A 24,118-nucleotide genomic window follows, 5' to 3' on the forward strand; every position below is an offset into this window, starting at 1 on the left:
AATAAAAAACGAAATAATGAAACCTCATATAATTTTGGGAATATGGCCCATAAGTCTCTACCTGACCGCCGTAAATTGGTCGGACTATGAGGGGAAGTTACATCTATGTTTTTCATGGCGACTAAGTTTGTTTACCTATGCTAATGAAAGCCCAGATGGACTGCTTTCCCTCTATAACAGGGACCAGTCCATGCTGGGCTTTTCTGTTTTCTGTTGAACACCGCTGTTTCTTTCCGTAAAAGGCTACGCTTTCCGCGGGGCGACCTTGAGCCTCCTCGGCAAGCCTGCGGGGTCTCAACATTGTCGCTACTCCCCCGCTGGAGTCTTCGCCTTTTTCTCCAAGAAACAGCTAGGTACTATAGAATCCACCCTGTTGACTGAAGTGCAAGGTGTGAGACTCCTAAGGGAGATAGCGGTAGGTTGAGACCTCGCAGGCGAAAGTACCGCCCCTAGGAAAGCGAACACCTGGAACGAAAGGAAACAGGGAGTCAAACAGATAGACATTCAAATCAAAAAGGGAGGCAACATAATGAACGCTTTAGTTGGAGTGATCATGGGAAGTACTTCCGATTGGGAAACAATGAAACACGCATGTGACATGCTTGACGAACTACATATACCTTACGAAAAGAAAGTCGTATCCGCACACCGCACACCAGATCTGATGTTCACCTACGCAGAACATGCAAGAGAAAGAGGGTTAAAAGTCATTATCGCAGGAGCGGGTGGAGCAGCCCACCTACCTGGAATGGTAGCGGCAAAAACCACCTTACCAGTAATCGGCGTACCGGTTCAATCCAAAGCACTGAACGGCTTAGACTCCTTGCTCTCCATCGTCCAGATGCCAGGTGGCGTACCGGTCGCAACAGTCGCCATTGGAAAAGCGGGGGCGACCAACGCCGGCCTCCTTGCAGCACAGATGATCGGCGCTTATGACAGTAATACGGCAGAACGCCTGCAAGCACGACGAGACGCAACAGAACAACAAGTGATAGAAAGTAGTGATCAGCTTGTTTAAACATATTGTACCACCAGCAACCATCGGCATCATCGGCGGCGGACAACTAGGTCGGATGATGGCCTTATCAGCTAAAGCAATGGGATTTAAAATCGCTGTGCTTGATCCGACACCTGATTCTCCATGCGGCCAGGTGGCAGACATCGAAATCACCGCGGCATTCAGTGACATGGAAGCCATCAAAAAGCTTGCATCATTATCAGACGTTGTCACCTATGAGTTTGAAAACATCGATTACGAAGCATTGACATGGCTTGAGGAGAACGCCTACCTGCCACAGGGTAGCGAGGTGTTAAAAGTAACCCAACACCGTGCGACAGAAAAAAGAGCGATTGAAGCAGCTGGCCTTCAGGTTGCCCCTTTTATGGAAGTAACGACGAAGGAAGAGCTTCATGAAGCCATCCGCAAAATCGGGTATCCAAGTGTCCTGAAAACGTGCCGATTCGGTTATGATGGCAAAGGCCAGGTGGTATTGAAGGACGACACTGCTCTCGAACAGGCCGCAAAGCTCCTTGAACACGGCGAGTGCGTACTGGAAAAATGGATTCCTTTTGTAAAAGAAATTTCCGTTGTAGTAGCACGTAGCACAACTGGTGAAATCAAGGCATTCCCAGTAGGGGAAAACGAACACAGGGAAAATATTTTATATAAGACTATCGCACCGGCAAGGGTCGATCAGATCCTTGAGATGAATGCGATTCAAAGTGCGATGACATTGGCAAGGACCTTCAACCTTATAGGGACACTGGCGGTAGAGATGTTCGTCCTTGAAGATGGTACCTTCTATATAAATGAACTGGCACCAAGGCCGCATAATTCTGGACACTATACGATGGATGCATGCGAGACATCACAATTCGAGCAGCACATCAGAGCGGTGGCAGGGATGCCTCTTGGAAAAACGACCTTATGGAAGCCTGCGGTTATGGTTAATCTATTAGGGGAGCATGTGGACGCGGCAATTGAGCATATCCCACATTACGAAACAGCAAAGCTTCATTTATATGGCAAGCAGGAGAAAAAAGAGAAACGAAAAATGGGACATATCAATATTTTAGCTGATACAATAGAACAGGCTTTGGAGCAAGAGGCTTCCTGGCAGATATGGAACACAGTTGAACGGAGGATTTTAACATGATTGAACGTTATACAAGACCCGAGATGGGCGCGATTTGGACAGAAGAGAACCGGTTTCAGGCTTGGCTTGAAGTGGAAATCTTAGCTTGTGAAGCATGGGCAGAGCTTGGGGACATCCCGAAAGAAGATGTAAAGGTGCTTCGCGAAAAAGCATCCTTTGATATCGAGCGCATCAAAGAGATCGAAGCGGAAACTCGCCATGACGTGGTTGCTTTCACAAGAGCGGTATCCGAAACATTGGGCGACGAGAAAAAGTGGGTACATTACGGGCTAACGTCAACGGACGTAGTAGACACAGCGTTGTCCTACCAGCTGAAGCAGGCAAACGAGATCTTACTTGCTGACATCGAACGCTTTGTATCCATTTTAAAAGAAAAAGCGCAAGACCATAAATACACGGTCATGATGGGCCGTACGCACGGAGTACATGCGGAACCGACGACTTTCGGCTTGAAACTAGCGCTATGGTACGAGGAAATGAAGCGTAACCTGGAGCGTTTCAAACAAGCGGCAGAAGGCATCGAGTTCGGAAAAATCTCCGGCGCGGTTGGAACTTACGCCAACATCAACCCATTTGTAGAAGAGTATGTATGCGAAAAGTTAGGCTTGCAGCGTGCGCCAATTTCTACCCAAACCTTGCAGCGTGACCGTCATGCCCACTACTTAAGTACATTGGCGTTGATTGCCACTTCTATCGAAAAGTTCGCAGTGGAAGTACGTGGACTACAAAAGAGTGAAACACGAGAAGTGGAAGAGTTCTTCGCAAAAGGTCAAAAAGGATCTTCCGCAATGCCGCATAAACGTAACCCAATCGGTTCGGAAAATATGACAGGCCTTGCTCGCGTCATTCGCGGATACATGATGACAGCATACGAGAATGTGCCACTATGGCATGAGCGCGATATCTCGCATTCCTCTGCAGAGCGCATCATTTTACCGGACAGCACGATCGCATTGAACTATATGCTAAACCGTTTTGGCAACATCATTAAAAACTTGACGGTGTTCCCGGAAAACATGAAGCGCAACATGGACCGCACATTGGGGCTTATCTACTCCCAACGCGTGCTGCTTGCCTTGATCGACACTGGCATGTCCCGTGAAGAAGCATACGATACGGTCCAGCCAAGAGCGATGGAAGCATGGGAAAAGCAAGTCCACTTCCGTGAGCTAGTGGAAGGCGAAGAGAAAATCACTTCTCGTCTAACGCCGGCACAGATTGAGGATTGCTTCGACTACAACTACCACCTGCAACATGTTGATACGATTTTTGATCGACTAGGATTATAAAATATAAATTGGTGAAGCACCGCTGTTGATTTCCGCAAAAGGCTGCGCTTTCCGCGGGGCGACCTTGAGCCTCCTCGTTTCACTGCGGGGTCTCAAGATTGTCGCTACTCCCCCGCAGGAGTCTACGCCTTTTGCTCCAATCACCAGCTAGGTTATCTTGTGATATCAGCAGAACCATTCATTCAAAAAGCTTTCCCCTGTTCATTGAAGTGGAAGGCACGAGACTCCTGCGGGAGGTAGCGGTAGGTTGAGACCCCGCAACGAAGTGAGGAGGCTCAAGCACCGCCCCGCTGAAAGCGAGTGCCTGCAACGGAAATGAACAGGGAGTTATATAAAAACCCATCTCTTTTTTATAGGAGGCAAATCCATGACCTTACAAAAGCAAGAACTACTATACGAAGGCAAAGCAAAACTGGTCTACTCAACAACCGACGAGAACACCGTCTGGATACAATACAAAAACTCCGCCACCGCTTTCAACGGCGAAAAAAAAGCCGACATCACAGGCAAAGGCCGACTGAACAACGAGATTACCAGCTTACTATTTTCCATGCTCACAGAAGCCGGGATCGAAAACCACTTCATCGAGCGTAAGTCCGAAACAGAACAGCTCGTGAAAAAAGTCGACATCATCCCACTTGAAGTCGTGGTCCGCAACATCACCGCCGGCAGCATGGCAAAACGCCTTGGCATCGAAGAAGGCACCACGCTCGAGCAGCCGATCGTTGAGTTTTATTATAAAGATGACTCACTTGGTGATCCGCTCATCACAGAAGATCATGTTCAGCTTTTGAAGCTTGCAACACCTGCAGAAATGGATATTTTGAAGCATGTAGCGCGCAAGGTGAATGTTGTATTATCGGAATTTTTTGAAAAGAAGAACCTGAGATTAGTAGATTTCAAGCTTGAATTTGGTAAGACGGAGGACGGCAGAATCATTTTGGCAGATGAGGTGTCACCGGATACTTGCCGCCTGTGGGATAAGGATACGAATGAAAAGTTAGATAAGGATGTCTTCCGCAGAAACCTTGGAAGCCTGACAGATGCATACGAAAAAATACTGGCACGTATTGGAGGAGAGCAGCATGTATAAAGTGAAGGTATTCGTAACGTTAAGAGAGAGTGTGTTAGATCCACAAGGAACAGCAGTGAAAAATTCGCTTCATAGTCTTTCTTACAAAGAGGTCGAGGAAGTTCGCATAGGAAAATTTTTGGAGTTGACGATTGCCAAATCAGACCGTGACCTAGACGTGCTTGTAAAGGAAATGTGTGAACGCTTATTGGCAAATACAGTGATTGAAGACTTCCGTTATGAGGTGGAGGAGGTTGTTGGATCGTGAAATTTGCAGTCATCGTGTTTCCGGGCTCCAACTGTGATGTAGATATGTACCACGCGATCAAAGACGAACTTGGGGAAGAAGTCGATTATGTGTGGCATGATGCAACAAACTTAGAGGAGTATGACGGGATTTTACTTCCAGGTGGATTTTCATATGGGGATTACCTAAGATCTGGCGCGATTGCACGTTTTTCCAATGTGATGCTTGAGGTGCAAAAGGCTGCTGAAGCCGGTAAGCCAATTTTGGGTATATGCAACGGGTTTCAAATTTTGCTGGAGTCGGGTCTTCTTCCAGGGGCAATGAGAAGAAACAAGAACTTGAAGTTCATGTGCCGTCCGGTGGAATTAAAAGTGGTGAACAATGAGACGATGTTCACATCGGGGTATGCAAAAGATGAGATCATCACCATCCCCATTGCGCATGGGGAAGGAAATTACTATTGTGATGAGAAAACCTTAGGGGAATTAGTAAGCAATGGGCAAATTGCTTTTTCCTATAATGGTGACAATCCAAATGGTAGTCTACATGATATTGCCGGGATTGTAAATGAAAAAGGAAATGTACTGGGTATGATGCCACACCCGGAAAGAGCGGTTTCTGAGCTGTTGGGCAGTGCAGATGGACTTAAACTCTTTCAATCTATCGTTCGTAATTGGAGGGAATCACATGTCGTTACTTCTTGAGCCAAATCCAGAGATGATCAAAGCGGAAGGCATTTACCGTGAAATGGGACTGAGCGATGAAGAGTTCCTAATGGTAGAAAAAATTCTTGGGCGTTTGCCGAACTACACGGAAACCGGACTATTTTCGGTGATGTGGTCCGAGCATTGCAGCTACAAGAATTCCAAGCCGGTACTGCGCAAGTTCCCGATTGATGGACCAAAAGTATTGCAAGGTCCTGGGGAAGGTGCCGGAATCGTGGACATCGGCGACAATCAGGCAGTGGTGTTCAAAATCGAAAGTCATAATCACCCGTCTGCGATCGAGCCTTACCAAGGCGCGGCAACAGGTGTCGGCGGGATTATCCGCGATGTCTTTTCGATGGGCGCACGTCCGATCGCACTATTGAATTCTCTACGTTTTGGGGAACTGACAACTCCGCGTGTGAAATATTTGTTTGAAGAAGTGGTGGCAGGAATCGCAGGCTACGGTAACTGTGTGGGAATCCCGACAGTTGGCGGCGAGATCCAGTTCGACCCGGCTTATGATGGCAACCCGCTAGTGAACGCGATGTGTGTGGGTCTGATCAATCATGAAGATATCAAAAAAGGACAGGCAAAGGGTGTCGGCAATACCGTCATGTACGTTGGGGCAAAAACGGGACGCGACGGGATTCACGGGGCAACTTTTGCATCAGAAGAACTTTCTGAAGCTTCCGAAGAAAAACGTCCGGCGGTTCAAGTCGGGGATCCTTTCATGGAAAAATTATTACTGGAAGCATGCTTGGAAATCGTGAAATGGGACGGATTAGTAGGAATCCAGGACATGGGGGCAGCAGGTCTGACAAGCTCGTCTGCGGAAATGGCATCCAAGGCTGGTTCCGGAATCGAGATGGACCTTGACCTTGTACCACAACGTGAAACAGGCATGACTGGCTATGAAATGATGCTTTCTGAATCACAAGAGCGCATGTTGATCGTCGTGGAAGCGGGCCGTGAGCACGAAGCGCATGAGATTGTTTCGAAATATGGTCTTGAGGCAGTTTCGATTGGAAAAGTGACAGATGATAAGAAACTTCGCTTGTTGCATAAAGGGGAAGTGATTGCGGATGTACCGGTGGATGCTCTTGCGGAAGAAGCACCTGTATACCATAAGCCTTCTACTGAGCCTGCGTATTATCGCGAGTTCCAGGAGATGGAGGTAGCGGTACCGGAAGTAACTGACTTTGAAGAGACATTGGTGGCTCTATTGAAACAACCGACAATCGCGAGCAAAGAGTGGGTCTATGACCAATATGACTACCAGGTTCGTACAAATACCGTTGTCGTACCTGGTTCCGATGCGGCAGTTGTCCGTATCCGCGGGACGGAAAAAGCCTTGGCTATGACAACCGACTGTAATTCCCGTTATCTCTATTTGGATCCGGAAGTCGGCGGGATGATCGCAGTGGCGGAAGCGGCTCGTAATGTCGTGTGTTCCGGTGCAAAGCCGTTGGCAATCACAGACTGTTTGAATTTTGGTAATCCTGAAAAGCCTGAGATCTTCTGGCAAATCGAAAAAGCAACAGATGGTATGAGTGAAGCGTGCCGCAAGTTAGAGTCGCCAGTTATCGGTGGTAACGTGTCTTTATACAACGAAACAAATGGCGTGGCTGTTTACCCTACACCTGTAGTCGGCATGGTCGGATTGATTGACGACTTGAAGCATGTGACAACTCAGGAGTTCAAGAACGAAGGCGACCTGATTTATGTGATCGGGGAAACAGGTTCCGAGTTTGGTGGAAGTGAGCTGCAGAAGCTTGTGTACGGCAAGATTTTTGGTAAGGCACCTGCGATTGACCTGGATGTCGAAGCTAGACGCCAAGATCAGCTATTGGCTGCGATCCGAGCTGGCCTTGTAGCTTCTGCGCATGATGTGTCAGAAGGCGGACTTGGTGTGGCATTTGCGGAAAGCGCAATGGGAGCTCGCGGATTGGGTGCGACAGTGACGCTTACGGGCGACATGACGTCTGCACTGTTCAGCGAAACGCAATCTCGTTTTGTCGTATCTGTTCGTCCGGAAAATCAAGAGACATTTGAGGCAGCGGTGGCGGATGCTAGTTTAGTAGGTACTGTGACGGCAACTGGTAATCTTCATATCGAATCGGCATCACGTGAAGTTGCAATCCATGTGTCTGTGGACGACCTTCGTGATGCTTGGAAAGGAGCTATTCCATGCTTGCTGAACTAAAGGGCTTAAATGAGGAATGTGGGGTGTTCGGGATCTGGGGACATCCCGAAGCGTCCCAGATTACCTATTACGGACTGCATAGCCTGCAGCACCGTGGCCAGGAAGGCGCAGGGATTGTTTCAACAGATGGGGAAAAGCTTGTAGCGGTAAAAGGGGAAGGCCTTGTGAACGAAGTGTTCGGAAACGGTAGATTGCAAGAGTTGGGGGCAGGTAAAGCGGCCATCGGCCATGTGCGCTATGCAACGGCAGGGGGCGGCGGCTACGAAAATGTCCAGCCCCTATTATTCCACTCCCAAACTGGCAGTCTTGCACTTGCCCACAACGGGAATCTCGTCAATGCGAATGCGTTGAAGCATCAGCTGGAGACGATGGGGAGTATTTTACAGACGACATCGGACACAGAAGTATTGGCCCATCTTATTAAAAGAAGCGGCTACACACTTTTGAAGGACCGTGTGAAAAATGCCTTGTCTATGTTAAAGGGCGCCTATGCATTTTTAATCATGACGGAGACGGAAATGATGGTGGCACTTGACCCGAACGGCTTGCGTCCACTTTCGCTTGGCCGGCTGAATGACGCCTATGTCGTGGCGTCGGAGACCTGTGCGTTCGATGTGGTCGGAGCGGAATTCATCCGCGACATCGAGCCTGGGGAACTGTTGATCATCGACAATGGCGGCTTGCATTCCGAGCGGTTCACGATGCATACCCAGCGTGCGATGTGCAGCATGGAGTACATTTATTTTTCCAGACCTGACAGCAACATAGATGGTATCAATGTTCATACAGCAAGAAAAAGTCTTGGCAAGCAGCTGGCAATGGAGTCAGCGGTGGATGCGGATGTGGTGACAGGTGTGCCGGATTCCAGTATCTCAGCGGCCATTGGTTACGCGGAGTTCTCCGGAATTCCTTATGAACTTGGATTGATCAAAAATAGATATGTGGGCCGTACGTTCATCCAGCCATCCCAGTCATTGCGGGAACAAGGAGTAAAGATGAAACTTTCTCCGGTCCGTGGAGTCGTGGAAGGAAAACGTGTCGTGATGGTGGATGACTCCATCGTTCGCGGGACGACGAGTAGACGAATTGTGAAGATGCTTCGTGACGCCGGTGCGACCGAGGTGCATGTGCGCATCAGCTCACCGCCGATCAAGAATCCATGTTTTTACGGAATCGATACGTCTACACATGAAGAGCTGATTGCCTCTTCCCATTCGGTGGAGGAGATGCGTGATATCATCGGGGCGGATTCACTGGCATTCTTGAGCCCTGGTGGTATGGTCGAAGCGATCGACCGCCCATTTGACGGTGAAAATCGCGGCCAGTGCATGGCATGCTTCACCGGCAAGTATCCGACGGAAATTTTTCCGGACACGGTGCTGCCTCATGAGAAGTGCTAGGTTAGGAAGGTTTATTTTAGCGGAAAAGTCACAATAACGGTGGGATATGTCACAATAACTGCTGAAAAACTCACAATAACTATCAAAAAAGTCACAATCAGCACCGAAAAAGTCACAATAACACCAAAAATAGTGACAATAACCAGAATTACGAGCGAGACACCCTGGTGGAGTCCCCCTCAATACATCGAGAAACCAAACATAATTACCTTTTTTAAAAAAAGCTTACAAAAAAGCGGCGGGATTTCAAAGATTCGTCGCTTTTCCATTGGAAGGGAGACACGACACATATGGCAAATGCATACAAGCAAGCGGGTGTAGATATAGAAGCGGGCTATGAAGCCGTAACGCGTATGAAAAAGCATGTGGCTAGAACGATGAGGCCAGAAGTGATGGGGGGCCTAGGCGGATTTGGAGGCCTGTTTGACTTATCGGCAGTGAATGTAAAGAACCCGGTGCTCGTATCCGGTACGGATGGTGTCGGGACGAAACTGATGCTCGCTTTTCAGCTCGACAAGCATGACACCATCGGGGTGGATGCAGTTGCGATGTGTGTCAACGATGTCGTCGTTCAAGGCGCGGAGCCACTATATTTTCTAGATTATATTGCATGCGGCAAAGCGGTGCCGGAACGTATCGAGGCCATCGTGAAAGGAATCGCGGATGGCTGTGAGCAGGCAGGGTGTGCATTGGTCGGCGGTGAAACCGCGGAAATGCCTGGCATGTATGAGGACACGGAGTATGACCTGGCTGGATTTACGGTTGGTGTGGTGGAAAAAGAGCGCCTGATCACCGGTGAAAATATCAAACCAGGAAACGTGCTGATCGGACTGAGCTCAAGCGGGATCCACAGCAACGGCTATTCTTTAGTACGAAAAATTGTGTTCGAAAAAGGTAAACTCGATATGAACACGAAGTACGAAGGATTAAGCCGCCCACTTGGCGAAGAGCTACTGACTCCGACGAAAATCTATGTAAAACCGATCCTTGAAGTCCTGAAAAAATTCGACATCAACGGAATGGCCCATATCACTGGCGGCGGATTTATCGAAAATATCCCGCGCATGCTTCCTGAAGGCCTGCAAGCAGAGGTGGATTATGGTACATGGCCGATCCCACCGATCTTTGATCTTTTGCAAGAGGTGGGCGAGCTGAACCGCAAGGAAATGTTCAATATTTTCAACATGGGAATCGGCATGGTGCTTGCGATCAACGAAGAGATTTTACCGGAAGTGGTACGTATCCTGGAAGCGAACGGGGAGAAGGCTTACCTGATTGGCCGCGTCAAAGAGGGAGAAGGAATCACGTTTGGCGGAGGAGAAATCCGATGACAACGAGGATTGCTATTTTCGCATCAGGGAGCGGTTCTAATTTTCAAGCGTTAACGGATGCTTGTCGATCTGGAGAACTGGATGCCACTCCTGCATTGCTTGTCTGTGACAGACCCGGTGCATACGTGGTAGAACGTGCGACGGCAGCAGACATTCCTTACTTTGCATTTGCACCAAAAAGCTACAAGCATAAAGAGGAGTTTGAAGAGCACATCCTTCAGGAGCTAAGTAGATATGAAGTCGACTTTATCGTCTTGGCAGGTTATATGCGCCTGATTGGCCCGACTTTGTTGAGTGGGTATAAAGGCAGGATCGTCAATATCCATCCATCCCTTTTGCCGGCATTCCCTGGCCTTGATGCGGTGGGTCAAGCGCTTGAGTATGGTGTTAAACTGACAGGGGTGACGATCCATTTTGTCGATGAAGGCATGGATACAGGACCGATCATCGCTCAACAGGCAATCGAGCTCGGAGCGGACGACACCCGAGAAACATTAGAAAAGAAAATCCATCAAGTGGAACATACATTTTACCCAAAAACCCTACAACAACTTTTTTCAGTCAAAGGAGAGGCAGCGATACGATGAGAGCATTAGTGAGTGTTTCCAATAAAGAGGGCATCGTCCCATTTGTACAACAATTAGTGGACCTGGGAGTGGAGGTCATCTCCACCGGTGGCACCAAAAAAGTTTTGCAGGATAATGGTGTGAAGGTTATCGGCATATCTGAGGTGACAGATTTTCCTGAAATCCTGGATGGGCGCGTAAAAACCTTGCATCCGATGATTCATGGTGGATTACTCGCGATGCGTGACAACGAAAGCCATAAAGCACAATTAGAGGAGCATGGAATTACTCCAATCGACTTGGTCGTGGTGAACCTCTATCCGTTCAAAGAAACAATCTCCAAAGCGGATTCCACATTTGAAGACGCAATCGAAAACATCGACATCGGCGGTCCGACGATGCTTCGTGCGGCAGCCAAAAACCATAAGGATGTAGCGGTTCTTGTGGACCCTACCGACTATGAAGGAGTAATCGCCGAGCTGAAAGAAAGCGGGAAGGTGGAGGTAGCAACACGCCGTCGGCTTGCAGCAAAAGTATTCCGCCATACAGCGGCATATGATGCGATGATTTCCAACTATTTGACGGAAGCAGTGGAAGAGAAGCACCCTGAATCACTGACTGTTACGTTTGAGAAAAAACAAGGCCTTCGCTACGGAGAAAATCCGCATCAACAGGCAGCGTTCTATCAAACACCTTTAGCATCTGAATTCTCAATAGCTTCTGCCGAGCAGCTTCACGGAAAAGAATTATCCTACAACAACATCAATGATGCAGACACCGCCCTGCAGATTGTAAAAGAATTCAAAGACCCTGCAGTAGTGGCTGTAAAACATATGAACCCATGTGGAGTGGGTACAGGCGCAACAACGGTGGAAGCATACCGCCGTGCATATGAAGCGGATCCGGTCTCCATTTTCGGTGGCATCATCGCTTTCAACACGGAAGTGGATAAAGAGACGGCAGAGCTTTTGCACGAACTATTTTTAGAAATCGTCATCGCACCATCCTTCAGTGAGGACGCTTTGGCAGTATTGAAGCAGAAAAAGAACATCCGACTGTTAGTGGTAGAAATGAATGGGGAAGATGTGCTGCAATCCCGCATGGTATCCGTTCGTGGAGGACTTTTGGTACAGGATGAGGACCAGTTTGGCTTGGAAGATGCGACTGTTACCGTTCCAACAAAGCGTGAGCCGACAGAGCAGGAGTGGGCGGACCTGAAGCTTGCATGGAAAGTCGTGAAGCATGTGAAATCCAATGCAATCGTACTAGCGAAAGACAGTCAGACAGTCGGCGTCGGGGCTGGACAGATGAACCGTGTCGGTGCGGCGAAAATCGCCATCGAGCAGGCTGGCGAAAAAGCGGTCGGTTCCGCACTTGGATCTGATGCATTTTTCCCGATGAACGATACAGTCGAAGCAGCCGCAAAAGCCGGCGTGACAGCCATCATCCAGCCAGGAGGTTCCATCAAAGACGAAGACTCCATCAAAAAAGCCGACGAATACGGCATCACCATGGTATTCACCGGCATGAGACATTTTAAGCATTAAGGAACATTGTGTATGTGAAAATGAGATTCGCTCGTGATTAACCAGATTTCCCCTGTTTACTGAAGTGCAAGGTGAGAGACTCCGGCGGGAGGTAGCGGTAGACTTGAGACCCCACAGCGCAGTGAGGAGGCTCAAGCACCGCCCTGCGGAAAGCGAACACCTGGAACGAAAGGAAACAGGGGGTTAGCGCGATCCCAAGGTAGTTTTATGATACAAATCAAAACCCCACAACACGTCAGGAGGAAATTTCATGAAAGTATTGGTAATCGGAAAAGGCGGCCGCGAACACGCCATTGCCTGGAAATTCGCCCAAAGCCCATCCGTATCAGAAATCTTCATCGCTCCAGGGAATGTCGGCATGCAAGCGATTGGTAACCTTGTACCGATCCAAGAATCCGACACGGATGCTCTCGTTCATTTTGCAAAAGTAAACAAAATTGACCTGACCATGGTAGGACCTGAAGTACCTTTATTGAACGGAATCGTCGATGCTTTCCAGGCGGAGGGTTTGCTAGTATTCGGTCCAACCAAGGCCGCAGCCCTCATTGAAGGAAGCAAAGGCTTTGCCAAAGATCTCATGAAAAAATACGGAATTCCGACAGCTGGCTATGAAACGTTCACAGAGTACGAGGAAGCAAGAGCGTATATTGAAAGCAAGGGAGCGCCAATTGTGCTGAAGGCGGATGGTCTTGCGGCAGGAAAAGGCGTGGTGGTCGCGATGACCGAAAAAGAGGCGCTTGATGCGGTGTATGAAATGATGGCACAGTCCAAATTCGGGGAAGCCTCTGCCAAGCTGGTTGTGGAAGAGTTTTTAGAAGGGGAAGAATTCTCGTTCATGGCATTTGTTAACGGTGAGAAGGTCTACCCGATGGTCATCGCCCAGGATCATAAGCGTGCATATGACGGGGATCAAGGGCCGAATACAGGTGGGATGGGGGCCTATTCACCAGTACCACAAATACCGGATTCTGTTGTGGAAGAGGCGTTGCAAACGGTGTTGCTTCCGACGGCAAATGCAATGGTGAACGAAGGGCGTCCATTCGTTGGAATCTTATATGCAGGGTTGATTTTGACAAAGCAGGGGCCAAAGGTGATTGAGTTCAATGCCCGCTTTGGAGATCCAGAGACGCAAGTGGTATTGCCGAGATTGGAATCAGACCTAGGTGAAGTGTTGACAGGAGTTTTACGTGGAGAAGATCTTGAACTAAAATGGTCGGAAAAGTCTGTGGTCGGAGTGGTCATGGCATCCATTGGATATCCGGAAGCCTATGAAAATGGAGCGGTCATTGAAGGGCTTGATCAAGTGGCAGAACAAGGGTCTGGCCTTGTCTTTCATGCAGGCACAGAAGCCCGTGATGGGAAACTTTTGACCAACGGGGGACGAGTACTGCTTGTTGCGGCACAGAGCGACAGCCTGGAAAAAGCGCAAAAAACAGCATATGAAGAACTGAGTAAAGTGAAGTGTGAGAACCTTTTCTACCGGAGAGACATCGCCAACAAAGCTATTGCGTCCGGCGTTTCCTCTTAACAAACACATACAAAATGGCAACAATCCCACCAATGATCGTCGCCAACACAAACGACATATCCGTTAAATACTCGAGCATTTTTCATACCTCCTTATATAGTTCGACGTGCGTAAACAAAACCCTTTGGGGGTCTGACCCCCAAAGGTGTTTTTTTTCCTCTTTTTAACCTCTTAAGACGGATTAAAAGAATCAGCGCCGCCGCTTTCTCCGCCACCTACGTTGGCTTCGAAGTCGTCGAAGTCGAAGTTGTAGTGGTTGTTTTCGCTGTTGTGGTCATTGCGGTATTCTTGCAAGCGTTCGAAGCCTTGTGTCATCGGGCAGTAGCGCAGGATGCCTTCGGCGATTTTCATTCCTGCAAGTAGAGCAACAAACTTGTAGGAGTCGCGGTGTGGACGACGGACCATTTTACTAGTGATCCAGGCCAGTGTTGCAAAGCCTGCTGTGATACGGATCATGGCATTGATGATACTGATATTCGGTTTAACCTTCATAATGAATCCCTCCATTTGATTTTATGTACCGTCCTTAAAGTTGATAAAATTTTCACATAATTATTAAGAACGATAATGCAAGCAAAACTTTGTTATGGTAACATGGTAAAAAGAGGTTATATCACAATAATTTTCGCGACAAAACCTTAAACTGATACAATCTCACAAAGAGTGGGTGATGAGCATGCATGAACAAGCATATCGATGGAAAAGCAAAAAAATTCGAGAACAGGTTTCGGTGATCGACGGAAAGAAAGCACCGACCATTCTCCTTACCAATGCCACATACCTTAATGTGCAATTGAAGACTTGGATGACAGCGAATATCTGGATCCATGAAGACCGAATCGTCTATGTAGGCGACGAGCTTCCTGCTAACACGAAAAACACGGAAGTGGTCAATTGTGAGTCGTTCTACCTGGTGCCAGGATATATAGAGCCTCATGTACATCCGTTTCAACTTTATAATCCCCTTTCCTTTGCGCAATATGCATCGAAATTGGGAACAACGACATTCGTTAATGATAATTTAATGCTTACTTTGCAGATGAACAAAAAGAAAGCGTTTACTTTTATAGAAAAAATGAATAAAACAGCTGCTACCATGTATTGGTGGTGCCGATTTGATGCGCAGACCGAAATCAAGAATGAGGAGCAAATCTTTTCCAATCCGAATATGAAAAGCTGGTTGGATCATCCTCTCGTGATGCAGGGAGGCGAACTGACCAGCTGGCCGAAGTTGATGGCGGGCGACGACATGATCCTGCAATGGGTCCAAGAGGCAAAAGCGCGAAGAAAGCCGGTGGAAGGTCATTTTCCAGGGGCGTCGGAAAAGACGTTGACGAAAATGCAGCTGCTTGGTATCCACAGCGACCACGAAGCAATGAATGGAGCGGATGTCATCAAGCGGATCTCCCAAGGCTACCATGCCTCCCTCCGCTATTCATCCATCAGGCCGGATCTTCCATTAATATTGGAAGAGTTAGAGGCTGCTGGTGTCCATTATTATGATCAAACATTTTTCAATACTGATGGTTCGACTCCAAGCTTTTATGAAAGCGGTGTCATCGACAGAACCATCGCTATCGCGCTCGATAAGGGAGTTCCGCCCATCGAAGCATACCGGATGGCTTCCTATAATGCGGCAAGGCACTTCTCGATCGACTCGCTTCACGGCAGCATCGCACCGGGGCGAATTGCCAACATCAACTTCCTGAAGGCAAAAGAGGAGCCGACACCGGTGTCTGTCTTATCCAAAGGGATTTGGGTGACAAGGGAGAACAAAACGAACGCAGAGGCGTTTCCAGAGCAAGATTGGAATTCCCTTGGTCTTGAGCCACTTAAACTCGACTGGGACCTTTCCATCGATGACCTTCAATTTTCCATGGCCATGGGAATGGAAATGGTTAACGAAGTCATCATCAAACCATATACTATATCGGTGGATGTTTCAGGGGACCGTTTATCAACTAGGCATGACGAGTCATTCCTCATGCTCATCGACCGGGCTGGGAAGTGGCGTGTGAATACAATCATCAAAGGCTTCGGCACACATGTGCAAGGATTTGCGAGTTCGTATTCAAACACAGGTGACATCGTTTTGATCGGAAAAGACAAGGTAGCGATGATGAAGGCTTTTCAACAGATGAAGGAGCTTGGCGGGGGAATGGTGCTCGTCGAGGATGGGGAGGTCATTTGCGATATTCCGCTACCACTGGCTGGGGGCATGTCCAACTGTGACATGGAGGGTCTGATGAAGCAGGAAACGGAATTGCGAAATCAGCTGTTTGCAAGGGGCTATGGCTTCAATGACCCTATCTATACCTTACTATTTTTGTCCTCCACACATCTTCCTTATATTAGAATAACACCTAGAGGAATATACGATGTGATGAATAAAACGGTACTCTTTCCGTCAATAATGCGTTAAAATGTAAAAGTATATGAAATTTGATCAAAGGTTGTGTTTTTTAAAAAGATGAGTAGGAACAAATTAGGCCTGATCGGGACAGTTCTTATGCTTTTTTTAGCAGGCTGTCAATCAGGTAATTCCGATGTTGATACAGCAAAAGAGCCGCAGGAAGATAACAAGCAAGTGGTCCAAGAGGAAGAAAAAGTGGGGACAGAGGTTTCTGAACCACTCGAAACAGCTCCACTGACAGGAGAAGCGGTGGAAGAGAAAGTAGATGCACGTCCTGTTGCCGTCATGGTCAATAACGATGGGAAGGCACGACCACAATCAGGACTTCACAAAGCCGATATTGTGTATGAAGTGCTTGCAGAGGGTGATATTACAAGATTTCTCGCCATTTTTCACAGTGAAATGCCCGATACGGTAGGACCTGTAAGGAGTGCAAGGGATTATTTCGTAGATTTGACAAAAGGCTATGATGCCCTTTACGTGTTCCACGGCTGGAGTCCGGCAGCCAAAGAGAAAATAGAAAATAAAGAAGTGGATGGAATCAATGGTTTGACCTACGATGGGTCGTTGTTCAAACGCGCAAGCTTCCGTAAAGCGCCGCATAATTCCTATATCACCTCTGAAAATATTAAAAAAGGTGCAGATCAGCTGAATTATTCTTTACAAGCAGAGGTACCCTCCTTTACATTCTTAAAGGAAGGTCAAACCAATGAGCTTGATGGAACGGCTGCTGAACAAATAACAATAGAATACTCATCAAGAAAAACCACACATGTTGACTATAAATATGATGAAACTAGAAATGCATATGTCCGTTATAGTGCAGGCGAGAAACTTACGGATCTTGAAACGATGGAAGAGATTATCGCTCATAACGTTTTCATTGTTGAGACGCCACATATCGTGATAGATGACCAGGGAAGAAAAGAAATCGATATTACATCCGGTGGAAACGGGGTGCTGATCCAAAACGGAGAACGCTTTGATGTGGAGTGGAAATCGGTGGATGGAAAAATTCTCCCTTTTGCCAATGGCGAACAGGTTCCGCTCGCTCCGGGGAAAACGTGGATTCAGGTCGTTCCAGACTTAAAAATCGTCACATACTAGTCTTACTAAGCAAAGGAGAAATCAATCATGCAAATCAATAAACTACGTGGAAAAGAACTCGATCAACTTTTCGAATCCATTCTTTCCTTAAAAGATATGGAAGAATGCTATCGCTTTTTCGATGATCTCTGTACCATCAACGAAATTCAATCTTTGGCACAACGCCTTGAAGTGGCAAGAATGCTGAGAGACGGTTTCACTTACCATAAGATCGAAACCGAAACAGGTGCAAGTACAGCAACGATCTCCCGTGTGAAGCGTTGCTTGAACTACGGAAATGACGCTTACGAGATGGCGCTTGAGCGTATTGCGGAAGAAAAGAAAGCAGAAGAAATATAAGTGAAAAGGTGGTCCGCTGGAAGTGCAGTGGGCCACCTTTTTCATGAAAGATATTATATTTTCCACAATAAATCACCGATAAAACGTCTCCTGGTTTGATTTTACTTGGTCGACTGTTTTCGTTGATGCTGCAGGGTCGGTTGTTCTCCTTCTTCTCTTTCCAAAATAATCCACAAGCGCACCGAATACCAAAAGAATAGCGAAGCCAATAACAAACCACAGCCACATAGGCATATTGGACACCTCCTTACCACATCATATTTTGAAACAATCATGATATGCATCTATCTATTAAAAGGCAACTATTTTCCTAAGTACTCCTCAAGTTGTTATTTACTATTTACCCGCAATACAGAAGGAATAACAGAATAGCTGTAAAATATAACTTTTGGTCTACCGGAAAAGGACGTAACTTCCAGTCGATAATCTCCTTTTCTCTTTTTCGTATTGGCGCTGATTTTGCTATAATAGGGGAATGGAAAATTAGAATGGGGGACGTTTGCAGTGTTAATGGAAATACGTGAGTGGAAGCACGTTTTTAAATTGGATCCAAACAAAGAGATATCGGACGAAGATTTAGAGCTTGTGTGCGAATCCGGTACCGATGCCATCCTTGTCGGCGGTACGGATGGGGTCACGCTTGATAATGTGCTGAGCCTGATGAGCAGGGTGAGAAGATATTCGTTGCCATGTGCATTGGAGGTATCCACCATTGAATCGGTCACACCGGGATTCGATTTTTATTTTATCCCAAGTGTGTTGAACAGTAGAAGGACAGAATGGGTCACGGACCTTCACATAGAAGCGCTAAAAGAGTATGGTGACATCATGAACTGGGAGGAGATCGTGGCAGAAGGATACTGCATCCTCAATGCCGACTGTAAAGCTGCCAAACTGACAGAGGCAAAAACAGACCTTGACAGGGAAGATGTCATCGCCTATGCAAGACTAGCGGAGAAGATGTTTAATCTTCCTATCTTTTACTTAGAATATAGTGGGACGTACGGGGACGTGGAAATGGTCCAGGCGGCGAAACAAACGCTAGAAAAAACACAGCTCTTTTACGGAGGCGGCATTTCCACAGCCGAACGCGCCAAAGAAATGGCAGCCCACGCCGATACTGTCGTAGTCGGAAACGCAGTATATGATAACTTGAAAGAAGCTTTGAAGACCGTGGACGCGGTGAAAAATAAGTAGTAGTTAGATATTCTAGCTGTTGATTGTAGCACAGGGCGAAGACTCCGGCGGGAGGTAGCGGTAGGTTGAGACCCTAAAGCGTTGTGAGGAGGCTCAAGCACCGCCCCGCGGAAAGCGGAGCCCAGTGCGGAAATCAACAGCGGTGTCAGCGACATTTACCAAAACTTCTAAAATAAATAGTAATTTAAACTACATTTTAGTATGATAGAAAATAAGAACATACGTTTGTTGGGACGGTGAAAAAATATGCAATATTTAAGTCAGAGGCTTCTTGAAGGGCTAAACCCGATGCAAAAAGAAGCAGTGAAGAAAACGGACGGACCCTTACTCATCATGGCCGGAGCGGGAAGTGGTAAAACCAAGGTGCTGACGCATCGAATCGCCTACCTGATGACCGAAAAACAGGTGGCGCCTTGGAATATCCTTGCGATCACCTTTACGAATAAAGCAGCCCGCGAAATGAAAGAACGGGTGGAAAAACTACTGGGACCTGCAGCGGAAGATATCTGGATTTCCACTTTCCACTCCATGTGTGTGCGCATCCTGCGCCGCGACATTGACCGCATCGGGATAAATCGTAATTTTACCATACTTGATACGACCGACCAGTTGTCAGTCATCAAAAACATTTTAAAAGACCGCAATATTGATCCGAAAAAGTTCGAGCCAAGAACAATTCTAGGTACCATCAGCTCTGCAAAAAATGAACTGATGAACCCAGAGCAATACGCAAAACAGCCGCTTGGACCATACGAGCAGCAGGTTGCGGAAATCTATACAGACTACCAAAAGAGGCTGAAAAAGAACCAGGCACTTGATTTTGACGACCTGATCATGACGACCATTCACTTGTTCAAGCGTGTGCCGGAAGTGCTCGAATACTACCAGCGCAAGTTCCAATACATCCACGTGGACGAGTATCAGGATACGAACAGAGCGCAATATACCCTGGTCAATCTTTTAGCGGACCGTCTGAAAAATCTTTGTGTGGTAGGGGATTCCGATCAATCCATCTATCGCTGGCGCGGGGCGGATATCGCGAATATCCTTTCCTTTGAAAAAGACTACCCGAATGCGGAAGTCGTGCTGCTTGAACAGAATTACCGTTCTACAAAACGTATTTTAGAAGCGGCTAACCGGGTGATAGATAATAACATCGGTCGGAAAAAGAAAAACCTTTGGACGGAAAATGACGAAGGTCAAAAAATCATCCATTATCAAGCGGATTCAGAGAAATCGGAAGCACAGTTTGTGGTCGGGAAAATGCGGGAACTCATGCAAAAGGATCCAACACGAACGCTTGGCGACTTTGCGATCCTCTACCGTACAAATGCCCAATCTCGTGTGATGGAGGAAATGCTCCTCATGTCCAACATCAATTACACGATCGTCGGCGGGACCAAGTTCTACGACCGCAAAGAGATCAAGGATATCCTTGCTTACCTTCGCCTGATTGCCAACCCGGACGATGACATCAGCTTACAACGAATAGTCAACGTACCAAAGCGTGGCATCGGGGCAACAACCGTCGATAAGATCGCCAATTACGCTGCGCAGCATGATATCTCCATCTACACGGCCCTTGCAGAGGTGGACCTGATCGGCGTGAGTGGACGTGCAACTTCACAACTGAAAGAGTTCCGCGCACTTATTGAGGGATATGTTCAAATGCAAGAGTATATCTCTGTAACGGAACTTGTGGAAGAGGTACTCGAGAAATCGGGCTATCGCGAAATGCTGAAGGCTGACAAAACAATTGAATCCCAAAGCAGATTGGAAAACATCGATGAGTTCCTGTCTGTTACGAAAAACTTTGAAGAAAAGTACGATGACAAGAGCTTGGTGGCATTCCTTACAGACCTGGCACTTGTTGCGGATATTGATAAATTGGATGAGGAAGACCCAGCACAGCAGGAAGGGGTTATTTTAATGACCCTCCATGCTGCAAAAGGACTGGAGTTCCCGGTTGTATTCCTGATTGGTATGGAGGAAGGGGTATTCCCTCACAGCCGTTCCTTGTTTGAAGAAGCGGAGATGGAAGAGGAACGCCGCCTTGCATATGTAGGAATCACGCGTGCCGAAGAGCAGCTGTTCATCACAAATGCCCAGATGCGTACCCTGTTCGGACGTACAAACATCAACCCGCCATCCCGTTTTATTAAAGAGATCCCGGAAGAATTGTTAGAAAGTCAGGAACCGAAAGAAGCTGCGTCCAGACAAACGCCATTCGGCGGTGGCCGTGGTTCAAGTTTTGGAGGCTCTGCTTCCCCGTTTGGAGGAGGATCCGCAACAGGAAGAGGAAGAGCCGCAACTCCCGCTTCCCAAACAGCTCGCCGTACGACAGCACCATCGCGTGGCCTTACCGCAACAGGTGGAGAAAGCTTGGACTGGATGGTAGGGGACAAAGCGGAACATAAAAAATGGGGAATCGGAACCGTTGTCAGCGTAAAAGGCGACGGCGACAGCAAGGAACTCGACATCGCGTTCCCAAGCCCAACAGGCATCAAACGCCTCCTTGCGAAATTTGCGCCTGTAACGAAGGTTCAATAGCCAAAGTTACACCTGTTTAGAAGTTGACAATAATTAGTGGATTGAAGCGGAAGGCACTCGACTCCGGCTGAAGGTAGAGGGAAACGGGGAAACCCGAAGGCTTCGCTGAGGCCACTGATAAACCCAGTAACTTTTCAATAATATGATTTCTAGCTGTTGATTGGAGCAATAGGCGAAGACTCCTGCGGGGGGATAGCGACATTCTTGAGACCCCGCAACGGAGTGAGGAGGCTCAAGGTCGCCCCGCGGAAAGCGAAGCCGGTTGCGGAAATCAACAGCGGTATTAAACAGATTACTACAATCATGTACTCTTTCAGTGGCCTTGGCAAAGCCGAGGAGGCTCCCGGCCATCCCCGCGGAAATCGAGTGCCGGCAACGAAAAAAAAAGGTCAATCTAAAATTTTGAAAATAGAACTAGATATGAAAACCGCCAAAAAAGAAAGGACGACATTGCATGGAAAGAGAACAAGCTGAAAAACGGGTTCGCGAGCTGCATGATGTGCTGAACCAATATAACTATGAATATCATGTACTGGATAAACCGTCCGTTTCAGATGCCGAATACGACTCCCTTTTACAGGAGCTGCTGACGCTTGAGAAGGATTATCCAGAGCTGCAAACATCGGACTCCCCGACTCAGCGTGTGGGAGGAAATATTCTTGAGATGTTCAACAAGGTCGAGCATCGCACCCCGATGCTCAGCCTTGGCAATGCCTTCAACGAGGAAGACCTGCGTGATTTCGACCGCCGGGTCAAACAGGCTGTCGGCGAGGATGTCACATATGTTTGCGAACTGAAAATTGACGGTCTTGCCGTATCCCTGCGTTATGAGGATGGCCTGTTCGTCCTTGGAGCGACCCGTGGGGATGGGACAACTGGTGAGGATATCACGATGAACCTCAAAACGATCAAATCGATCCCGTTGCGTTTAAAAGAGCCGGTGACGATGGAGGTTCGCGGAGAAGCATATATGCCAATGAACTCTTTTGAAAAGCTAAATGCGGCGAAAATGGAGCGCGAAGAAGAGCCATTTGCCAACCCGCGTAATGCGGCGGCAGGATCTTTACGACAGCTTGATCCAAAAATTGCTGCATCCCGTAACTTGTCCGTGTATGTCTACAGCCTTGCGGATGCCGGTGAGACAGGTGTGGATTCCCACAGTGAGGCCTTGGATTATCTAGATAAACTTGGCTTTAAAACAAATACGGAAAGAAAAATTTGCACTTCCATCGAAGAAGTTTTGGAATATGTCACAGCTTGGCACACAAAACGCCCAGATCTGTCGTATGATATAGACGGTATCGTTATTAAAGTGGACAACACCGAGCATCAGGAACAGCTTGGTTTTACTGCAAAAAGCCCTAGATGGGCAATTGCGTACAAGTTTCCTGCAGAGGAAGTGACCACGAAGCTACTTGATATCGAACTGAATATCGGCCGTACAGGGGTGGTGACACCAACTGCTATCCTCGAACCGGTTCGTGTGGCGGGTACGACGGTCCAACGCGCGTCCTTACATAATGAAGACCTCATCCGTGAAAAGGACATCAAGCTTGGAGATACCGTCATTGTCAAAAAAGCAGGAGACATCATCCCGGAAGTGGTGAATGTACTTGTAGAGCAAAGGACCGGCGAAGAACGAGATTTTGCGATGCCGACACACTGCCCGGAATGTGAGAGCGAACTTGTCCGCATCGAAGGGGAAGTGGCGTTGCGCTGCATCAACCCGAAGTGTCCGGCACAGATTCGTGAGGGATTGATCCATTTTGTATCCCGTAATGCCATGAACATCGATGGTCTAGGGGAAAAGGTGATTGCCCAGCTTTTCCGCGAGAACCTGATTGAAGATGTGGCAGATCTTTATAAATTAACAAAAGAACAGCTTTTGGAGCTCGAGCGGATGGGTGAGAAGTCTGCGGACAACCTGATTTCTGCTATCGAAAAGACGAAGGATAACTCGCTTGAACGCCTTCTGTTCGGCCTTGGAATCCGTCTGGTCGGAGCCAAAGCCGCCAAAACATTGGCGCAGGAATTTGACCATATGGATCGACTTGCAAGTTTGACGAAGGATGAGCTTACAGCCATCCACGAGATCGGCGATAAGATGGCAGACTCCATTGTGACCTATTTTGAACAGCCGGAAGTGTCAGAGTTGCTTTCAGAGCTGAAAGAACTTGGTGTCAACATGGCGTATAAAGGACCGAAGCCTGTGAGTGTGGAAGACGTTGATTCTTATTTTGCAGGAAAAACGATCGTCCTGACAGGAAAGCTGGAAGAAATGTCACGAAATGATGCCAAAGCAGCCATTGAGCAGCTTGGCGGAAAAGTGACCGGAAGTGTCAGCAAAAACACCCATCTCGTCATTGCGGGAGAAGATGCGGGCTCTAAGCTTACAAAAGCGCAGGAGCTTGGGGTAGAAGTTTGGAATGAAGCACAAATGCTTAAGGAAATACAATCATAAGAGGT

At 47.7% G+C, this 24,118-nt stretch carries 22 protein-coding genes and 1 riboswitch; of the genes, 19 read left to right on the plus strand and 3 right to left on the minus strand.

Features of this window, described 5'->3' with window-relative positions; all coding sequences use genetic code 11:
* Positions 1-4: 4 nt before the first annotated feature.
* Positions 5-107, plus strand: a riboswitch (purine riboswitch).
* 422 nt (positions 108-529) lie between these two features.
* From purE to purD, 12 genes are all read left to right on the plus strand, one after another.
* Positions 530-1,018 carry a 5-(carboxyamino)imidazole ribonucleotide mutase gene (gene purE, locus MKY77_RS02770; RefSeq protein WP_339148726.1) on the plus strand — a complete coding sequence of 163 codons (489 nt, stop codon included), beginning with the start codon at positions 530-532 and terminating at the stop codon, positions 1,016-1,018.
* The gene (gene purK / locus MKY77_RS02775) at positions 1,002-2,156 is read left to right on the plus strand and encodes a 5-(carboxyamino)imidazole ribonucleotide synthase (RefSeq protein ID WP_339148727.1); all 1,155 of its coding nucleotides are present in this window, start codon (positions 1,002-1,004) and stop codon (positions 2,154-2,156) included. The genes purE and purK overlap by 17 nt, the downstream gene beginning before the upstream one ends.
* Positions 2,153-3,445, plus strand: coding sequence for an adenylosuccinate lyase (purB, locus tag MKY77_RS02780; protein ID WP_339148728.1), 1,293 nt, complete (start codon positions 2,153-2,155; stop codon positions 3,443-3,445). The genes purK and purB overlap by 4 nt, the downstream gene beginning before the upstream one ends.
* A gap of 367 nt (positions 3,446-3,812) precedes the next feature.
* Positions 3,813-4,538 (plus strand): phosphoribosylaminoimidazolesuccinocarboxamide synthase, encoded by a 726-nt coding sequence (gene purC / locus MKY77_RS02785; RefSeq protein WP_339148729.1) that lies wholly within the window; start codon positions 3,813-3,815, stop codon positions 4,536-4,538.
* Positions 4,531-4,785: a phosphoribosylformylglycinamidine synthase subunit PurS gene (purS, locus tag MKY77_RS02790; protein ID WP_060664027.1), complete on the plus strand. Its 255-nt coding sequence runs from the start codon at positions 4,531-4,533 to the stop codon at positions 4,783-4,785. The genes purC and purS overlap by 8 nt, the downstream gene beginning before the upstream one ends.
* Positions 4,782-5,468, plus strand: a complete 687-nt coding sequence (purQ, locus tag MKY77_RS02795) for a phosphoribosylformylglycinamidine synthase subunit PurQ (RefSeq protein ID WP_339148730.1) — start codon at positions 4,782-4,784, stop codon at positions 5,466-5,468. The genes purS and purQ overlap by 4 nt, the downstream gene beginning before the upstream one ends.
* Positions 5,452-7,674 carry a phosphoribosylformylglycinamidine synthase subunit PurL gene (gene purL / locus MKY77_RS02800; protein WP_339148731.1) on the plus strand — a complete coding sequence of 741 codons (2,223 nt, stop codon included), beginning with the start codon at positions 5,452-5,454 and terminating at the stop codon, positions 7,672-7,674. The genes purQ and purL overlap by 17 nt, the downstream gene beginning before the upstream one ends.
* Positions 7,659-9,074 carry an amidophosphoribosyltransferase gene (gene purF, locus MKY77_RS02805; protein WP_339148732.1) on the plus strand — a complete coding sequence of 472 codons (1,416 nt, stop codon included), beginning with the start codon at positions 7,659-7,661 and terminating at the stop codon, positions 9,072-9,074. Before purL ends, purF begins: the two co-directional genes overlap by 16 nt.
* A 290-nt stretch (positions 9,075-9,364) precedes the next feature.
* Positions 9,365-10,405 (plus strand): phosphoribosylformylglycinamidine cyclo-ligase, encoded by a 1,041-nt coding sequence (gene purM / locus MKY77_RS02810; RefSeq protein ID WP_339148734.1) that lies wholly within the window; start codon positions 9,365-9,367, stop codon positions 10,403-10,405.
* Positions 10,402-10,992, plus strand: a complete 591-nt coding sequence (gene purN, locus MKY77_RS02815) for a phosphoribosylglycinamide formyltransferase (protein ID WP_339148735.1) — start codon at positions 10,402-10,404, stop codon at positions 10,990-10,992. The genes purM and purN overlap by 4 nt, the downstream gene beginning before the upstream one ends.
* A complete protein-coding gene (purH, locus tag MKY77_RS02820) occupies positions 10,989-12,518 on the plus strand; it encodes a bifunctional phosphoribosylaminoimidazolecarboxamide formyltransferase/IMP cyclohydrolase (RefSeq protein WP_339148736.1) in 1,530 nt (509 codons plus the stop codon). Before purN ends, purH begins: the two co-directional genes overlap by 4 nt.
* A gap of 250 nt (positions 12,519-12,768) precedes the next feature.
* Complete coding sequence (purD, locus tag MKY77_RS02825) at positions 12,769-14,046, plus strand: phosphoribosylamine--glycine ligase (RefSeq protein WP_339148737.1); 1,278 nt, start codon at positions 12,769-12,771, stop codon at positions 14,044-14,046.
* Here the strand turns inward: purD and MKY77_RS02830 are convergent.
* Together MKY77_RS02830 and MKY77_RS02835 are read right to left on the minus strand one after the other, a co-directional pair.
* Positions 14,021-14,125 carry an EYxxD motif small membrane protein gene (locus MKY77_RS02830; protein WP_331254675.1) on the minus strand — a complete coding sequence of 35 codons (105 nt, stop codon included), beginning with the start codon at positions 14,123-14,125 and terminating at the stop codon, positions 14,021-14,023. The genes purD and MKY77_RS02830 overlap by 26 nt on opposite strands.
* A gap of 92 nt (positions 14,126-14,217) precedes the next feature.
* Positions 14,218-14,538: a DUF2892 domain-containing protein gene (locus MKY77_RS02835; RefSeq protein WP_339148738.1), complete on the minus strand. Its 321-nt coding sequence runs from the start codon at positions 14,536-14,538 to the stop codon at positions 14,218-14,220.
* Positions 14,539-14,722: 184 nt separating this feature from the next.
* Here MKY77_RS02835 and MKY77_RS02840 point away from each other — a divergent pair, with 184 nt between their 5' ends.
* The 3 genes from MKY77_RS02840 to MKY77_RS02850 all read left to right on the plus strand — a co-directional run bounded on the left by MKY77_RS02840 (position 14,723) and on the right by MKY77_RS02850 (position 17,905).
* The gene (locus tag MKY77_RS02840; protein ID WP_339149937.1) at positions 14,723-16,468 is read left to right on the plus strand and encodes an adenine deaminase C-terminal domain-containing protein; all 1,746 of its coding nucleotides are present in this window, start codon (positions 14,723-14,725) and stop codon (positions 16,466-16,468) included.
* Positions 16,469-16,555: 87 nt separating this feature from the next.
* Positions 16,556-17,566: a DUF3048 domain-containing protein gene (locus tag MKY77_RS02845; protein WP_342515639.1), complete on the plus strand. Its 1,011-nt coding sequence runs from the start codon at positions 16,556-16,558 to the stop codon at positions 17,564-17,566.
* Between the two features lie 27 nt (positions 17,567-17,593).
* Positions 17,594-17,905 carry a YerC/YecD family TrpR-related protein gene (locus MKY77_RS02850; RefSeq protein WP_339148740.1) on the plus strand — a complete coding sequence of 104 codons (312 nt, stop codon included), beginning with the start codon at positions 17,594-17,596 and terminating at the stop codon, positions 17,903-17,905.
* Between the two features lie 72 nt (positions 17,906-17,977).
* Here MKY77_RS02850 and MKY77_RS02855 read toward each other — a convergent pair whose 3' ends face one another.
* On the minus strand, positions 17,978-18,139 hold the full coding sequence (locus MKY77_RS02855) for a hypothetical protein (protein WP_339148741.1): 162 nt from the start codon (positions 18,137-18,139) through the stop codon (positions 17,978-17,980).
* 276 nt (positions 18,140-18,415) lie between these two features.
* Here MKY77_RS02855 and MKY77_RS02860 point away from each other — a divergent pair, with 276 nt between their 5' ends.
* From MKY77_RS02860 to ligA, 4 genes are all read left to right on the plus strand, one after another.
* On the plus strand, positions 18,416-19,102 hold the full coding sequence (locus MKY77_RS02860; RefSeq protein WP_339149938.1) for a heptaprenylglyceryl phosphate synthase: 687 nt from the start codon (positions 18,416-18,418) through the stop codon (positions 19,100-19,102).
* Between the two features lie 246 nt (positions 19,103-19,348).
* Complete coding sequence (gene pcrA / locus MKY77_RS02865; RefSeq protein ID WP_339148742.1) at positions 19,349-21,652, plus strand: DNA helicase PcrA; 2,304 nt, start codon at positions 19,349-19,351, stop codon at positions 21,650-21,652.
* A gap of 222 nt (positions 21,653-21,874) precedes the next feature.
* Positions 21,875-22,126 carry a hypothetical protein gene (locus MKY77_RS02870; protein WP_342515640.1) on the plus strand — a complete coding sequence of 84 codons (252 nt, stop codon included), beginning with the start codon at positions 21,875-21,877 and terminating at the stop codon, positions 22,124-22,126.
* Complete coding sequence (gene ligA / locus MKY77_RS02875; protein WP_339148745.1) at positions 22,107-24,113, plus strand: NAD-dependent DNA ligase LigA; 2,007 nt, start codon at positions 22,107-22,109, stop codon at positions 24,111-24,113. The genes MKY77_RS02870 and ligA overlap by 20 nt, the downstream gene beginning before the upstream one ends.
* Positions 24,114-24,118 lie beyond the last annotated feature (5 nt).

It is taken from the genome of Sutcliffiella sp. FSL R7-0096 (genome assembly GCF_038595065.1).
In the GTDB taxonomy this organism is placed as follows: Bacteria; Bacillota; Bacilli; order Bacillales; family Bacillaceae_I; genus Sutcliffiella_A.

Bases quoted from the DNA above. Each gene is read 5' to 3' on its own strand.
- pcrA (WP_339148742.1), top strand. From the start codon at position 19,349: ATGCAATATTTAAGTCAGAGGCTTCTTGAAGGGCTAAACCCGATGCAA.
- MKY77_RS02835 (WP_339148738.1), bottom strand. From the start codon at position 14,538: ATGAAGGTTAAACCGAATATCAGTATCATCAATGCCATGATCCGTATC.
- purB (WP_339148728.1), top strand. From the start codon at position 2,153: ATGATTGAACGTTATACAAGACCCGAGATGGGCGCGATTTGGACAGAA.
- ligA (WP_339148745.1), top strand. From the start codon at position 22,107: ATGGAAAGAGAACAAGCTGAAAAACGGGTTCGCGAGCTGCATGATGTG.
- purC (WP_339148729.1), top strand. From the start codon at position 3,813: ATGACCTTACAAAAGCAAGAACTACTATACGAAGGCAAAGCAAAACTG.
- purS (WP_060664027.1), top strand. From the start codon at position 4,531: ATGTATAAAGTGAAGGTATTCGTAACGTTAAGAGAGAGTGTGTTAGAT.
- MKY77_RS02850 (WP_339148740.1), top strand. From the start codon at position 17,594: ATGCAAATCAATAAACTACGTGGAAAAGAACTCGATCAACTTTTCGAA.
- MKY77_RS02830 (WP_331254675.1), bottom strand. From the start codon at position 14,125: ATGCTCGAGTATTTAACGGATATGTCGTTTGTGTTGGCGACGATCATT.
- purN (WP_339148735.1), top strand. From the start codon at position 10,402: ATGACAACGAGGATTGCTATTTTCGCATCAGGGAGCGGTTCTAATTTT.
- purF (WP_339148732.1), top strand. From the start codon at position 7,659: ATGCTTGCTGAACTAAAGGGCTTAAATGAGGAATGTGGGGTGTTCGGG.
- purE (WP_339148726.1), top strand. From the start codon at position 530: ATGAACGCTTTAGTTGGAGTGATCATGGGAAGTACTTCCGATTGGGAA.
- purH (WP_339148736.1), top strand. From the start codon at position 10,989: ATGAGAGCATTAGTGAGTGTTTCCAATAAAGAGGGCATCGTCCCATTT.
- MKY77_RS02845 (WP_342515639.1), top strand. From the start codon at position 16,556: ATGCTTTTTTTAGCAGGCTGTCAATCAGGTAATTCCGATGTTGATACA.
- purL (WP_339148731.1), top strand. From the start codon at position 5,452: ATGTCGTTACTTCTTGAGCCAAATCCAGAGATGATCAAAGCGGAAGGC.
- purM (WP_339148734.1), top strand. From the start codon at position 9,365: ATGGCAAATGCATACAAGCAAGCGGGTGTAGATATAGAAGCGGGCTAT.
- MKY77_RS02855 (WP_339148741.1), bottom strand. From the start codon at position 18,139: ATGCCTATGTGGCTGTGGTTTGTTATTGGCTTCGCTATTCTTTTGGTA.
- purD (WP_339148737.1), top strand. From the start codon at position 12,769: ATGAAAGTATTGGTAATCGGAAAAGGCGGCCGCGAACACGCCATTGCC.
- MKY77_RS02860 (WP_339149938.1), top strand. From the start codon at position 18,416: ATGGAAATACGTGAGTGGAAGCACGTTTTTAAATTGGATCCAAACAAA.
- MKY77_RS02840 (WP_339149937.1), top strand. From the start codon at position 14,723: ATGCATGAACAAGCATATCGATGGAAAAGCAAAAAAATTCGAGAACAG.